13 protein-coding genes are annotated in these 13,182 nt (G+C 72.4%); 8 read left to right on the top strand and 5 right to left on the bottom strand.

What is annotated here, in order from left to right; genetic code table 11:
- Nucleotides 1-42: 42 nt before the first annotated feature.
- A complete protein-coding gene (locus ACZ7CF_RS08750) occupies nucleotides 43-804 on the bottom strand; it encodes a glycerophosphodiester phosphodiesterase (protein ID WP_470369295.1) in 762 nt (253 codons plus the stop codon).
- Between the two features lie 281 nt (nucleotides 805-1,085).
- On the opposite strand from ACZ7CF_RS08750, the gene ACZ7CF_RS08745 reads away from it, so the two are divergent.
- From ACZ7CF_RS08745 to ACZ7CF_RS08735, 3 genes are all read left to right on the top strand, one after another.
- Nucleotides 1,086-1,427, top strand: a complete 342-nt coding sequence (locus tag ACZ7CF_RS08745; RefSeq protein ID WP_030475304.1) for a hypothetical protein — start codon at nucleotides 1,086-1,088, stop codon at nucleotides 1,425-1,427.
- A gap of 72 nt (nucleotides 1,428-1,499) precedes the next feature.
- Nucleotides 1,500-3,500: a putative bifunctional diguanylate cyclase/phosphodiesterase gene (locus ACZ7CF_RS08740; protein WP_360396696.1), complete on the top strand. Its 2,001-nt coding sequence runs from the start codon at nucleotides 1,500-1,502 to the stop codon at nucleotides 3,498-3,500.
- 52 nt (nucleotides 3,501-3,552) lie between these two features.
- A complete protein-coding gene (locus ACZ7CF_RS08735; protein WP_360396698.1) occupies nucleotides 3,553-4,161 on the top strand; it encodes a VOC family protein in 609 nt (202 codons plus the stop codon).
- Between the two features lie 16 nt (nucleotides 4,162-4,177).
- Here ACZ7CF_RS08735 and ACZ7CF_RS08730 read toward each other — a convergent pair whose 3' ends face one another.
- A complete protein-coding gene (locus ACZ7CF_RS08730) occupies nucleotides 4,178-4,642 on the bottom strand; it encodes a PPOX class F420-dependent oxidoreductase (RefSeq protein ID WP_470369344.1) in 465 nt (154 codons plus the stop codon).
- Between the two features lie 10 nt (nucleotides 4,643-4,652).
- Between ACZ7CF_RS08730 and ACZ7CF_RS08725 the strand changes: the two genes are divergently transcribed.
- Nucleotides 4,653-5,495, top strand: coding sequence for an alpha/beta fold hydrolase (locus ACZ7CF_RS08725; RefSeq protein ID WP_470369294.1), 843 nt, complete (start codon nucleotides 4,653-4,655; stop codon nucleotides 5,493-5,495).
- Nucleotides 5,496-5,514: 19 nt separating this feature from the next.
- Here ACZ7CF_RS08725 and ACZ7CF_RS08720 read toward each other — a convergent pair whose 3' ends face one another.
- Nucleotides 5,515-6,720: a GGDEF domain-containing protein gene (locus ACZ7CF_RS08720; RefSeq protein WP_360396702.1), complete on the bottom strand. Its 1,206-nt coding sequence runs from the start codon at nucleotides 6,718-6,720 to the stop codon at nucleotides 5,515-5,517.
- Nucleotides 6,721-6,896: 176 nt separating this feature from the next.
- Between ACZ7CF_RS08720 and ACZ7CF_RS08715 the strand changes: the two genes are divergently transcribed.
- A complete protein-coding gene (locus ACZ7CF_RS08715) occupies nucleotides 6,897-7,082 on the top strand; it encodes a hypothetical protein (RefSeq protein WP_360396704.1) in 186 nt (61 codons plus the stop codon).
- Nucleotides 7,083-7,149: 67 nt separating this feature from the next.
- On the opposite strand, the gene ACZ7CF_RS08710 is transcribed toward ACZ7CF_RS08715, so the two are convergent.
- Nucleotides 7,150-8,352: an MFS transporter gene (locus ACZ7CF_RS08710; RefSeq protein ID WP_470369293.1), complete on the bottom strand. Its 1,203-nt coding sequence runs from the start codon at nucleotides 8,350-8,352 to the stop codon at nucleotides 7,150-7,152.
- Nucleotides 8,353-8,559: 207 nt separating this feature from the next.
- The gene (locus ACZ7CF_RS08705) at nucleotides 8,560-10,086 is read right to left on the bottom strand and encodes a carboxylesterase/lipase family protein (protein ID WP_470369292.1); all 1,527 of its coding nucleotides are present in this window, start codon (nucleotides 10,084-10,086) and stop codon (nucleotides 8,560-8,562) included.
- A gap of 132 nt (nucleotides 10,087-10,218) precedes the next feature.
- Here ACZ7CF_RS08705 and ACZ7CF_RS08700 point away from each other — a divergent pair, with 132 nt between their 5' ends.
- From ACZ7CF_RS08700 to ACZ7CF_RS08690, 3 genes are read left to right on the top strand one after another with little or no spacing between them, the layout of a single operon-like run.
- Nucleotides 10,219-10,875, top strand: a complete 657-nt coding sequence (locus ACZ7CF_RS08700) for an HAD family hydrolase (RefSeq protein ID WP_360396710.1) — start codon at nucleotides 10,219-10,221, stop codon at nucleotides 10,873-10,875.
- A 47-nt stretch (nucleotides 10,876-10,922) separates the two neighbouring features.
- A complete protein-coding gene (locus ACZ7CF_RS08695) occupies nucleotides 10,923-11,945 on the top strand; it encodes a phosphotransferase family protein (RefSeq protein WP_470369343.1) in 1,023 nt (340 codons plus the stop codon).
- 1 nt (nucleotide 11,946) lies between these two features.
- The gene (locus ACZ7CF_RS08690) at nucleotides 11,947-13,158 is read left to right on the top strand and encodes an acyl-CoA dehydrogenase family protein (RefSeq protein WP_470369291.1); all 1,212 of its coding nucleotides are present in this window, start codon (nucleotides 11,947-11,949) and stop codon (nucleotides 13,156-13,158) included.
- Nucleotides 13,159-13,182 lie beyond the last annotated feature (24 nt).

The following is a 13,182-nucleotide window of genomic DNA, read 5'->3' as shown; positions in this document are numbered from 1 at the left end:
ACTTGTCCGCCGACTCACCCGATCCGGTGACTGTCCAACCTGTTACCAGTCGCCACGTGAGCGCAGGACGTCGCGCAGGACGTCGGGCCGGTCGGTCACCAGGCCGTCGACTCCGAGGTCGAGCAGGGCGCGCATGTCGGCCTCGTCGTCGATCGTCCACACGTGCACCTCGAGGGCCCTTTTGTGGGCTGCGGCGACGAAGCGGCGGTCGACGACGGTGAGGCGGCCCTGGCTGCGGGGAACCTGGGCGACCTGGCCGCGGACGGCGAGCCCGGCGAACGGGACGCGGCGTGCTGCCCACAGCGCGCCGGCGGAGCGGGGGCCCATGGAGGTGAGCAGGCCCGCTCCGCCGAGGCGGCGCAGGCGGGCGAGGCGGTGGTCGGAGAAGCTCGCGAGGCAGACCCGGTGCAGCGCCCCGGTCCTGCGCAGCAGCGTGACGACGGGTTCGACGGCGTTGTCGGCCTTGACGTCGATGTTGAAGAACGTCTCGGGCAGTTCCTCCAGGACGTCGGCGAGGCGGGCGATGGGTTCGCGGCCGCCGACGCGGGCGTCGCGGACCCGGGCCCAGGGGAGTGCGGAGACCACGCCTTCGCCGTCGGTGGTGCGGTCGAGGGTGTGGTCGTGGTGGACGACGACCTCGCCGTCGCTGGTGGCGTGCACGTCGGTCTCGACGTAGCGGTAGCCCTCCCGGGCGGCGCGGCGGAACGAGCTCAGCGAGTTCTCCATGCCGGTGAGGTCGTCGAGGTGCCAGCCGCGGTGGGCGAAGGCCCGCGGGTGCGGGCCGGCGAGGTAGGGGTGGGTCACGGGTGCGAGTGTGCCTGGCGAAGCCGGCCGTGAGGTGGCGGTTGGGTGGCGCACCACTTTCTTGTTCAATTCTATGGTTTCAGTGCAGACCAAAGTTAACACTCCAAAGTGGTCCCGCTCCCAACCAACCCCAGGACCACAAACAACCAGGAAGAAGCAGAGCAGGTCCGTGGCGGAATGGGACCAATCGCGCGACCGGTGCTGTCCGGTTCCCTACGAACGTCGGGGTTTGTGGCGCGTCGCTTACGCCCACCCCAGCTCACCCGCTACCGTCGCGCGCCATGGAGCGCTCCATGGAGGCGGATGAGCCCAGGCACTGCGCGTGGTGCGGGCGGCGGTTGCCGGGGAGTGGGCGGATCGGCCGGCCGCGCAGGTACTGTGCTCAGCCGTGTCGCCAGCGGGCGTACGAGCGGCGGGCGGCGTTGCAGCGCGGTGGGCTCCCCGAGGACGCCGTGGTGCTCAGCACGGCGGAGTTGGCAGACTTGCAGGACCGGCTGTTCCAGCTGCGGTGTGCCGCGGAGGACGTGGTGACGGCGGCGCAGGACGGTGCGGAGAACGAGGAGCTGCGCAAGTTGGCGGCGGAGTTGGTGGAGTCGGCGAAGGGGTTGGAGCGGCTGCGTTAGCCGTTCGCACTCCAGCGAACCAACCGGCGTAGCGGGTTGCTTACGTCCGGTGATCGGACGATCATGACGCGCGTGACCTCCTATTGCCGCACGGTGCTCGACCGGGCGGATGTCGGCTATGCCGTGACGGATGCGCGCGGCAGCCTGTTGTGGTGCAACCGCGCGCTGGGCGCTGTGCTGGGTGTGCCGGTCGAGCAGGCGTACGGGCGGTCGTTGCCCGCGTTGCTGCCGGGGGTGCCGGAGGGGCCGTCGCCCGCGCGGGAGGTGCTGGCGCCGGGGCCGCGGTGGCTCGAGGTGCGGTGCAGCCGTTTGGGTGACGACCTGATGTACGAGGTCGTGGACGTGTCGACGTGGCGTGACCGGGAGCTGACGGTGACGCAGGAGGCGGACGCGCTGCGGCGGGCGCAGGCGCTGGGCCGGATGGGCACGTGGGAGTGGTCGATCTCGGAGGACCGGGTGACGTGGTCGGACACGTTGCTGGAGATGTTCGGGTTCGCGCCGGGCACGGCGTTCGACTTCGAGATGTACGCGCAGCTGGTGCACCCCGACGACCTGCCGATGATCGAGGAGAAGCTGGACACGGCGCTCAAGACGGGGTCGGTGTTCACCTACACGCACCGGATGTTGCGCCCGGACGGTGCGGAGCGGGTGTTCGAGTGCTTCGGTGAGGTCGTGGTCGACGAGACCGGGGCGCCGTTGCGGGCGTTGGGGACGGCGCACGACGTGACGCAGTCGAGCCGGGTGCACGACGAGCTGGTGCGGATGGCCGAGCAGGACCCGTTGACGGGGTTGCCGAACCGGCGTGCGCTGACGCGGGCGTTGGAGAAGGAGCTGGCGAACAACGGGTCCGGTGCGTTGCTGGTGCTGGACCTGGACAACTTCAAGGACGTCAACGACCTGCGCGGGCACGCGGTGGGTGACCGGGTGATGCGGATGCTGGCGTCGGCGCTGCAGTCGCGGCTGGGTGAGCAGTTGATCGCGCGGCTGGGTGGTGACGAGTTCGCGGTGGTGCTGCCGGGGTCCTCTGCGCGGGACGCGGGTGCGGTGGCGGACGGGTTGCGCGACGCGGTGGCGGGTTTTCCGCTGGCGGGGATCGGGACGCCGGCGCGGATCACGGTGAGCACGGGGCTGGCGGAGTACGGGCCGGGTGACTCGTGGGAGCTGGTGCTGGCGAACGCGGACCTGGCGTTGTACGCGTCGAAGGCGGCGGGCCGGGACCGGGTGACGGTGTACGAGCCGAACCACTACGCGGACACGGTGAAGCGGGTGTCGGTGCTGGACCGGTTGCGGCAGGCGCTCGCGGGTGAGGGTCTGGCGTTGTACGGGATGCCGATGGTGGAGCTGCAGTCGGGCAAGACGCTGGGGCACGAGCTGTTGCTGCGGTTGGAGGACGGTCAGGAGCCGTACCTGGGGCCCGCGGACTTCCTGCCGGTGGCGGAGCGGTCGAACCTGATCCTGGAGGTCGACCGGTGGGTGTTGTCGACGGCGATCGACGCGCTGGTGGCGGAGCCGAGCTCGTCGTTGCGGTTCAACGTGAACGTGTCGGGGCGGACGTTGGAGGACCCGGACTTCGCGGGGTTCGTGCTGGACCGGTTGGGGCGTGCGGGGGTGGCGCCGGGCCGGTTGGGGTTGGAGATCACGGAGACGGCGGCGGTGACGAACCTGGACGCGGCGGTGTCGCTGGCGACGCGGCTGCGGCAGTTCGGGTGCCGGATCACGCTGGACGACTTCGGTTCCGGTTTCGGGTCGTTCGTGCACCTGAAGCACCTGCCGATCACGGGGATCAAGATCGACGGTGAGTTCGTGAAGGGGATCGAGACGAACGACGCGGACGCGGTGCTGGTGTCGGGGATCGTGCAGATCGCGAACGGGCTGGGGTTGTCGGCGGTGGCGGAGTGGGTGGAGCGGCCTTCTCAGGTGGAGGCGTTGCGGCGGTTGGGGGTGCGGGTGGGGCAGGGTTTCCACCTGGGCCGGCCGGTGCCGTTGCGTGAGGTGGTGAACGCGGAGCGCATGCCGCCGAATGGTGCATTGTCGTCTCGGGTGGTCGGCGCAGAGGATGGTGCGCGCTCCTGATCACCGCCTTGATGGGATGCCCGTGTCGTCTTGTGGTCTGCGTCGTCTTGAGTTGGGTGTTGCCGAGCCCGAGGTGTCGGTGGACTTCTTCGCCGGTGTGCTGGGGTGGACGGTGATCGCGGAGCCGGGTGGTTCGTTCTCGGGCTGGGTCGGTGACCGGTTGGCTGCGCGGGTGGCGGTGGGGGAGTCGGGCTGGCGCGTGGTGTTCGGTGACGACGGGGCGCGGGAGCTGGGGGACGGGTCCTGTGTGGACGTGGGCCGGGTGTTGCACGGTCCGTGGGCGCCGGCGCCGCGTGCGGGGGAGCCCTGCTGGGTGGAGCTGATGGTGGAGCGGCCCGACGACGCGTTCTGGGCCGGGGCGCTGGGGTGGGACGTGGAGGCGAGGTCGGAGGACTTCGCGGTGTTCCTGGCGGCGCGGCAGGGTGATCGGCGTGCGGTGGCGGGCCGGTTGCGGACGGGGCGGGCGCCGGGGTGGATGACGTACTTCGCCGTGGACAGCGTGGAGGACGCGTGTGCGCGGGTGTCCGAGTTGGACGGTCGGGTGCTGCTGGGGCCGACGACCGTGCCGACCGGACTGGTCGCGTCGATCTCGGGGCCGCACGGTGGTGCGTGTGCGGTGCTGGAGCGGCCCCGCGGCTGGGGCGGTGCCTGGGCGGTCTGAGCCCGGTCCGCGGTGCTCAGGTGTCGAGCTCGGGTGGGAAGCCGCCGGTGGCGATGGGGCCCCAGGTGTCGATGGTGACGCGGAGGAGGGCCTTGCCCTGGCGGAGCATGGCGGCGCGGTACTCGTCCCAGTCGGGGTGCTCACCCGCGATGCAGCGGTAGTACTCGACGAAGTCGTCGAGGGCGTGCGGCAGGTCGAGGACCTCGGCGGTGCCGTCGACCTGGACGTAGGGGCCGTCCCAGTCGTCGGAGAGCACGCAGAGGGTGACGGCGGGGTTGCGGCGGGCGTTGCGGACCTTGGCGCGCTGCGGGTAGGTCGCGATGACGATGCGGCCGCCGGTGTCGACGCCGCAGGAGACGGGGGAGACCTGCGGGCCGCCGGTGCTGGAGCGGTGGGTGATGAGAACGCCGTGGTGGCGCGGGCGGAGGAACTCGAGCAGCTGCGGCCGGTCGACGAGGTCGGTCGTGGCGATCTTCGGCATGATGTGCAGCATGGCACGGTTCACCTCGTTCGACGGTACTCGGCTCGCCTACCGGGAGGTGGGGGAGGGTGCTCCCCTGCTGGTGCTGGCGGGTGGTCCCGGCAGGGCGTCGGAGTACCTGGAGACGCTGGGCGGGCTGGAGCGGCACCGCAGGCTGGTGGTGCTGGACAACCGGGGTACCGGTGAGTCCGACGAGCCGGTGGAGGCGTTCACCTACCGGCGGGACATGTTGGTGCGGGACGTGGAGGTGCTGCGCAGGCACCTGGGGCTGGAGCGGGTCGACGTGCTGGGGCACTCGGCGGGTGCGGGGATCGCCATGGGGTACGCGGCGGACTTCCCGGACCGGGTGGGCCGGTTGGTGCTGCTCACGCCGGCGTTGCGGTCGGTGGGGCTGTCGCCGGAGCAGAGCGACTGGGACACCTTCCTCGCCGCTCGCGCCGATCAGCCGTGGTTCGCGGCGGCGCAGGAGGCGCTGGAGCGCAGCGCGGCCGGTGACGACTCGGTGGAGAACCGGGTGGCGGCGTCCCCGTTGCTGTACGCGCGGTGGGACGAGCGGGCGCGGGCGCACGCGGCCGCGGAGCTGGGGCAGTGGAAGTACCCGGTGGCGCTGGGCTACAACGCCGAGGGCGCGTTCGTGCCGGGGGTGCTGCGGCGGGCGTTGGTGGAGTTCGACCACCCGGTGCTGGTGTACGCGTGCGGTGAGGACCCGATCTCACCGGTGCGGCGGTGCCGGGAGCTGGCGGAGCTGTTCCCGGACGCGGTGCTGACCGTGCACGAGGGTGTGGGGCACTACCCGTGGGTGGAGGAGCCGGACGAGGTGTCGGCGCGGATCGCGGCGTTCCTGGACGCGTGAGGGTTCGCCTGGGGGCCGGTCAGAACGCGGGTGCGGTGGCCACGCGGTCGCGGCCGGAGTTCTTGGCCCGGTAGAGCGCTTCGTCGGCGGCGAGCAGCAGTGGGCTGAGCTCGGTCGCGGTGTCGGGGAACACCGCCGCGCCCACGGAGGCGGTCAGGCCGGTGATGACGCGGGGTTCGCCGCTGCGGTCGACGGCGGGGACCTCGAGGCGGGCGATGTCGAAGCGGATGCGTTCGGCGGTGGCGCGGACCTCGTCGGTGCCGACGCCGGGCAGCAGGACGGCGAACTCCTCGCCGCCGAAGCGGCCGACGAGGTCGTAGGAGCGCACGGCGTGGCGGACGGAGTCGGCGATGGCGCGCAGGACCCGGTCGCCCGCGAGGTGGCCGTAGGTGTCGTTGATGACCTTGAAGTGGTCGATGTCGAGGATGAGGACGCCGACGGTGGAGGTCAGGCGGCGGGCGCGGGCGAGCTCGCGTTCGGCGACGTCGTGCCAGAAGGTGGCGTCGACCAGGCCGGTCTTGGAGTCGGTGCGGGCGGCGACGCGGAACTGCGGCAGCAGCAGGCCCATGTGCAGGGCCAGGACGGTGAGCAGCAGGATCGGCGTGAGCCACGGTCGTGCGGTGGCGATGATGGCGACGCCGGAGCCGAGGCCGACGGAGGCGGTGACGATGAGGACGTCGGAGGCGTGGCCGAGCGCGGTCTTCACCGGGTTGGCCGGGTTGGTCATGATGATGGCGCCCACGACCAGGGCGTAGTTGACGAACCAGTAGAGGAACCCGGCCACCGCGAGGGCGATCAGCCCACGTGGACCGTCCAGATCAGACGGAGCTGACGCCGAGAACATGTGCAGCACCCATTGCGCTGCGGCACATCCAAGTATGACAGTGGCGGCGGAGAACAGCTTCCGGTACAGGACCGCCCGGCGTTTGTAGACCCGCAGCCACGCGTGCAGGTAGATGGTCACGACCAGCAGGACGACCAGTGGCATCGGGAGTACGAGCACGCCCGCGAACTGCCACACCGACTGCATCTGCGCGTGCGGGGCACCCTCCACGGAGATCTCGCGGATGCGTTCGATGCCGCGTGCCGCTTCCAGGTGGACCAGGGCGGCGACGGCGAGTGCCGCGAACCACGTCCACGAGCGCGCCTCGACAGGGGTAAGCCGTGCGGTTGCGAGCGTGACGAGTGCCGCCGTCACGGAGATCGTCACGACGTAGGTCAGCACGACAGGAGGAAGAGACCATAGCTTCCACCGGCGCGGGTCGAGCCAAGGCACGCTGCCACCCCCACCGAAAACCATCAGGAACCAACCACTGTAGCCACCGGGTCACGCCAAGTCGTGGCTCCATGTGGGGGACCTCACCCTGAGTAGTCCTCGCGTTCTCGCGCACCATTCACCCCTTGCAACTCCCGCATTCCCACAAGGAGACGGTCATCATGATGAACACCGCGCTGTCCACCGACTGGACCTTCGCCGCGTCGACGGACTGGACCTTCCGGTCCTCCACCGACTGGACGTTCACGTCGACGGACTGGACGTTCGCCTCGACCGACTGGACCTTCGCGTCCACCGACTGGACCGTCTGACCACCTGGGACGCAGTGGGAGAGCGGGGTGCCGGCCGGTGTGGACGGCCGGCACCCCGCTCTCTCGTTCACGGCGTGCCGCGGGCAGGCGCTGCCACCGCCTGCCGCCACGACCAGCCCGCCGCGCACGCCGCGAGCACGCCCGCGAGGCCCGCGGCGGCGATGACCTGGTGCGCCGCCCACCGTTCGGCCAGCAGCCCGGCCAGGCCGACCCCGACGCCCTGCGACACCCGCAGTGCGGTGACGGCGAGCCCGAAGGCCTGCCCGCGGGCGGCGTCGGGCACCTCGCGCACGAACGTGGTGTTCGCGAGCAGCTGGTAGGCGCTCGCGACCCCGGACAGTGCGATCAGCGCCAGTGACCAGCCCAGTCCCGGTCGCAGCAGCACGGGCAGCAGCACCGCGCAGGAGGCGACCGCCAGCCACGGCATGGCGGCGAGCTGCCGCTGGTGCGGGATGCGCGCGACCACGGCCATGCCGGCGACGGCACCGGCGGCGTGCGCGGCGAGGATCAGCCCCACCGCCGACGCGCCCGCTCCCAGCTGTGCCGCGTAGGGAGCGGCCAGTGCCTCGGCGACGATGTAGAACCCGGACACGCAGGCCAGTGCGACCAGGGCCCGCAGCCGGCGGGCCCGCCAGACCAGCCGTGCGCCGCCCAGCAGGTCCGAGGACCAGGCCCGCACGTGCGGGTGCTCCGGGACCGCGCGGCGCAGCACGTGGGCGCTGACCAGCAGGGCGGAGACGGCGAAGGTCACCGAGTCGGCCACCAGCACCGGAGCGGGCCCCCACCACGCCACCAGCGCGCCGCCGGCGACGAACCCCAGCACCTGCGCGGCCTGGGTGACGGTGCTCAGCGCCGCCATCCCCAGCGGGTAGCGCTCGTCGGGCAGCACGTGCGGCAGCAGCGCCGCCCGCGCCGCACCGTGCGGGGCCCCGGCGAGCTGCACCAGCACCAGCACGGCCGCCAGCACCCACAGCGGCAGCCCCGGTACGGCCATGACCAGCAGCAGCACCGCCCGCACCAGGTCGGCGGCCACCATCACGTCCCGGCGCGCGAACCGGTCGGCCAGCCCGGACAGCAGCGGCCCGCCCACCAGGTCGGGCAGGAACGTCAACGCGTAGGTCAGCGCCGTCAGCCCCGCGCTCGCCGTGCGGTCGTAGACGTGCACCGCCAGCGCGACCCGCGCGAACTGGTCCCCGGCCACCGACACCACGTGCGCGGCGAAGAGGGCGCGGAACTCACCGTCACGGGCAAGATCGCGGTAGCCGGGCATGGGCTACAGGATGGCCGACCCGGCCGCGTGCCGGGTGATCACCGGCGAAATCCGCTGTCCGGGTTGCCCCACCTGCCGTCACCGCGCCGCCGAACGCGACGACCCCCGCCGCAGGCACATGCAAATTGCACGCCCCCGCCCACCCCGCCCCTGCTGGTGACGCTGCGTCACCAGCAGGGGCGGGGTGGGCCGCGTCCGTTCCCGGTCTCAGAGCTGGGCCCAGAACCCGCACCGGTGGTCGCGGGCGAAGTCGGCGGGGCCGATGGCGCCCGGAGCCAGCGACTGCACCGCGGCCCGCCAGCCGGGGTCGCCGGTGCGGGCGAACCGGCCCCACGCCGTGATCATGTAGTCCGACACCGCGCGTTGGGCCGGGGTGAGCACCACGCCGGGGAAGTCGAACAGCATCAGCAGCTCGGAGGCGTGGTAGGCCCTGTACCCGCCGGGGAACGGCGGCAGGTCCGGGAACAGCAGCGGCACGCCCGCGTCCGCGAACTCGTAGGCCGACACCCGCTGGTGGCGGCCCAGCTCCCGGCGCGCGTCGGCCACCGTGCACGCCCACGACTGGTCGGTCATCAGCCGGGCCAGCTCGTCGCGCACGTCGCCGTTGCCGTCGCCGGGGTAGCGGGCCAGCACCCGGTCCACGTCCTCGGCCGCGTACAGCCCGGCCAGCGCCTGCCGGTAGGCCGCGGTCGGGATGGGCTGCGGGAAGAGCAACGCCGCGAACAGCGTCGCCTCGTCGTGCGTGGAGCCCACCAGGGTGGGCACGTGGTGCATTCGGCCCGTGCGCTGCGCCACCACCGGGTCGACCGGCAGCACCGCCGTGCCGTGCGCGGGGGTGCCGAACGCGGTGTGCACACCGAGCAGCGCGGTCACCGGCAACGCCCGCAGGCACGCCACGTCCGCGCACCCCAGCCCCGCGGCGGCCTGCGCGCCGGTCTGCTCGACCGCCGCCCGCTCACGCCACAGCGTCGAGAACACCCCCGGCTGCCCGCCCGGTGTCGTCAGCCCGCACGGACCGGACTGGATGATCGCCTTGTCGAACAACCCCGCCGCCCGCGGCGATGCCAGCAGCGCGCACACGCTCAGCCCGCCGGCGGACTCGCCGAACACCGTCACGTTGCCCGCGTCGCCGCCGAAGGCCCGCGCGTTGCGCTGCACCCACCGCAGCGCCGCCTGCTGGTCGGCCAGCCCGAACGCACCCGACCCGGCGAGGCCGGGCAGCCCGAAGAACCCGAACACCCCGAGCCGGTAGTTCACCGTCACCACGACCGCGCCGGTGCGGGTCGCGAGCCGGCGCGCGTCGTAGTCCGACGCCGCCCCCGCGGTGAACCCGCCGCCGTGGACCCACACCATCACCGGTCGCGGCCGTGCCGGGCCGGTGGGTGCGGTGACGTTGAGGTACAGGCAGTCCTCGGTCTGCGAGCCCGGCTGGCCCAGCTGCGGCAGCTGCGCGCACTTCGGGCTCGGCACCGTCGCGTCCCGCACCCCGCGCCACGCCGCGGCCGGCTGCGGGTCGCGCCACCGGTTCGCGCCCACCGGCGGCGCCGCGAACGGGATGGCGCCGAACGTCCGGTACCCCTCGGCCACCGTCCCGGCCACCAGGCCCTTGTCGGTGCGCACCACCCGGCCGTCCCCAGCCCCGTTCCCGGCGGCCGCCGGGGCCGTCACCACCGCCGTGGCGAGCACCGCGGTCAGCGTCGCGGTCAGCACGGACCTCATCGGCTTGCGTCTCATGGAACCCCCTCAGTCCGCCACCGAACGTAGCGAGGCCGCCACGGGGCCGATACCGCCGGAGGTCGCCGTCCCCGTCATCCGAAGGCGATCGCCCGGTTGCCGACATACCGACCGGTCGGTACCCTCCGGTCCGTGGGTGACACGACACTTCCCGACAGCCCGTCGGTCGACGCGCTGGTCTTCGACTGGGGCGGGGTCATGACCGTCTCCGTACCCGAGTTCGTCGGTCAGTGGATGCACGCCGAGGCCGTGGACCGCGACGTCTACGGCCGCATCATGCGCGACTGGCTGGGCCGGGAGGCCCGTCCCGGCAACCCGGTGCACCTGCTGGAGACCGGCGAGCTGACCGTGGCGGAGTTCGAACGGCTGCTGGCCGCCGAGCTCATCACCACCGGCGGTGACCCGATCCCCGGCAAGGGGCTGCTGCGGCGCATGTTCGGCGGCGCCACCCCCGACCCGGCGATGGTCGAGCTGGTCCGCAAGGCCCGCGCCGCCGGCCTGCACACCGCGCTGCTGTCCAACAGCTGGGGCGAGGGCTACCCCGCAGACCTGCTCGTCGAGCTGTTCGAGACCGTCGTCATCAGCGGCCGCGTCGGCCTGCGCAAACCCGACCGGCGCATCTACCACCACACCCTGGAGCAGATCGGCGTGCCCGCCGGGCGTGCCGTGTTCTTCGACGACGCGCCCGTCAACGTCGAGGCCGCCCAGGCGATCGGCATGCACGCCTTCCGCCACACCACCGCCGATGCCACCCGCGCCCACCTCGCCACCCTCGGAGTGACCCTGTGAGTGAACCCGTGACCGACCGCCCTGCCCCGGACCAGCCCGGCTCGGAGCTGCCCGGTTCGGAGTTGCCCGGCCTCGACCTGCGTGCCCTGGCCACCCACCTGGGCACGGGCCCGCTCACCGGTGAGCTGTTCCGCGGCGGCCGTTCCAACCTCACCTACCGCGTCGGCGACGGCACCCGCACCTGGGTCCTGCGCCGCCCGCCGCTGGGTCACGTGCTGGCCACCGCCCACGACATGGCCCGCGAGTTCCGCGTCATCTCCGCCCTGGCCGGCACCGCGGTGCCCGTGCCCGGCACCCACCGGCTCGTGGAGGACCCGTCGGTCATCGGCGCGCCCTTCTACCTGATGGACGAGATGCCCGGTGCCGCCCTGCGCGAACGCTCCCAGTGCCCGTGGCTGACCCCCGAGGACGCCCGCGCGTTGTCGCAGCGCCTCGTCGACGTGCTCGCCGACCTGCACGCGGTCGACCCCGCCTCGGTGGGCCTGGTCGGCTTCGGCCGCCCCGACGGGTTCCTCACCCGCCAGGTCACCCGCTGGGGCAAGCAGCTCGACGCCTCCCGCAGCCGCGACCTGCCCGGCATCGACGAGCTGCGCGACAAGCTCGCCGCCACCGTCCCCGCCTCCGGGCGCGCGACGATCATCCACGGCGACTACCGCCTCGACAACGCGCTGGTCACCCGCGACCCGCTCGCCATCAGCGCCGTCCTGGACTGGGAGATGGCCACCCTCGGCGACCCGCTGGCCGACCTCGGCCTGCTCTACGTCTACTGGGCGGGCCTGGGCGCGGACCCCGGCAAGGGCGCCGACCCCATCACCGGTGGCGTCACGTCCCTGCCGGGTTTCCTCACCGCCGACGAGCTCGTCGCCCGCTACACCGCCCGCACCGGCACCGACACCTCCGGCCTGGGCTGGTACATCGCCTTCGGCTACTTCAAGCTCGCCGTCATCGTCGAGGGCATCCACTTCCGCTTCGCCAGCGGCAAGACCGTCGGCGCGGGCTTCGACAAGCTCGGCGCCTTCACCGTCCCCCTCGTCCGCCAAGGACTCGCCGCCGCCCACAAGGAGCTCTGACATGGACTTCGCCTACGACGCCAAGACCGAGGAACTGCGCACCCGGCTCCTCGCGTTCATGGACTCCCACGTCTACCCCGCCGAGGCCGTGCTGGAGCAGCAGCTGCACGACGCCGAGGACCCGTGGCAGCGCCAGCCGGTCCTGGAGGAGCTCAAGGCCGAGGCCCGCCGCCAGGGCCTGTGGAACCTCTTCCTGCCCGACCCCGAGCACGGCGGCGGCCTGACGAACCTGCAGTACGCGCCGCTCGCCGAGATCACCGGCCGCAGCCCCCACCTCGCCCCCGAGGCCCTCAACTGCGCCGCCCCGGACACCGGCAACATGGAAGTGCTCGCCATGTTCGGCACCGACGAGCAGAAGAAGCAGTGGCTGCAGCCGCTGCTCGACGGCGAGATCCGCTCCGCGTTCTGCATGACCGAACCCGACGTGGCCTCCTCCGACGCCACCAACATCGCCACCCGCATCGAACGCGACGGCGACGACTACGTCGTCAACGGCACCAAGTGGTGGTCGTCGGGGGCGATGAACCCCAACTGCGCGATCTTCATCGTCATGGGCAAGACCGACCCCGACGCCGAACGCCACCGCCAGCAGGCCATGATCCTCGTCCCGCGCGACACCCCCGGCGTCACCGTCAAGCGCGCCCTGCACGTCTTCGGCTACGGCGACCACGCCCACGGCGGCCACGCCGAGATCGAGTTCACCGACGTCCGCGTGCCGGCGGCGAACCTGATCGCGGGGGAGGGCGAGGGCTTCGCCATCGCGCAGGCCCGCCTGGGCCCCGGCCGCATCCACCACTGCATGCGCCTGATCGGCATGGCCGAACGCGCCCTGGAGCTGATGTGCCGCCGCGCCGTGTCCCGCGTCGCGTTCGGCCGTCCCATCGCCACCCAGGGCGTGCTGCAGGAGTGGATCGCCGAGTCCCGCGTCCGCATCGAACAGGCCCGCCTGCTCGTGCTCAAGACCGCGTGGCTCATGGACACCGTGGGCAACAAGGGCGCCCACACCGAGATCCAGTCGATCAAGATCGGCGTCCCTGCCATGGCCGAGTGGGTCATCGACAAGGCCATCCAGGCCCACGGTGGCGGTGGTGTCAGCCAGGACTTCCCGCTCGCGGAGCTGTGGGCGGCCACCCGCACGCTGCGCCTGGCCGACGGCCCCGACGAGGTCCACCGCATGTCGCTGGCCAAGCGGGAGCTCAAGAAGTACCTCTAGGACACGACCACGGGGCCGGGCCGC

Source organism: Lentzea sp. NPDC036955 (assembly GCF_055608005.1).
Note: the sequence above shows the minus strand (reverse complement) of the source record. Positions and strands in the feature narration are given on the sequence as shown.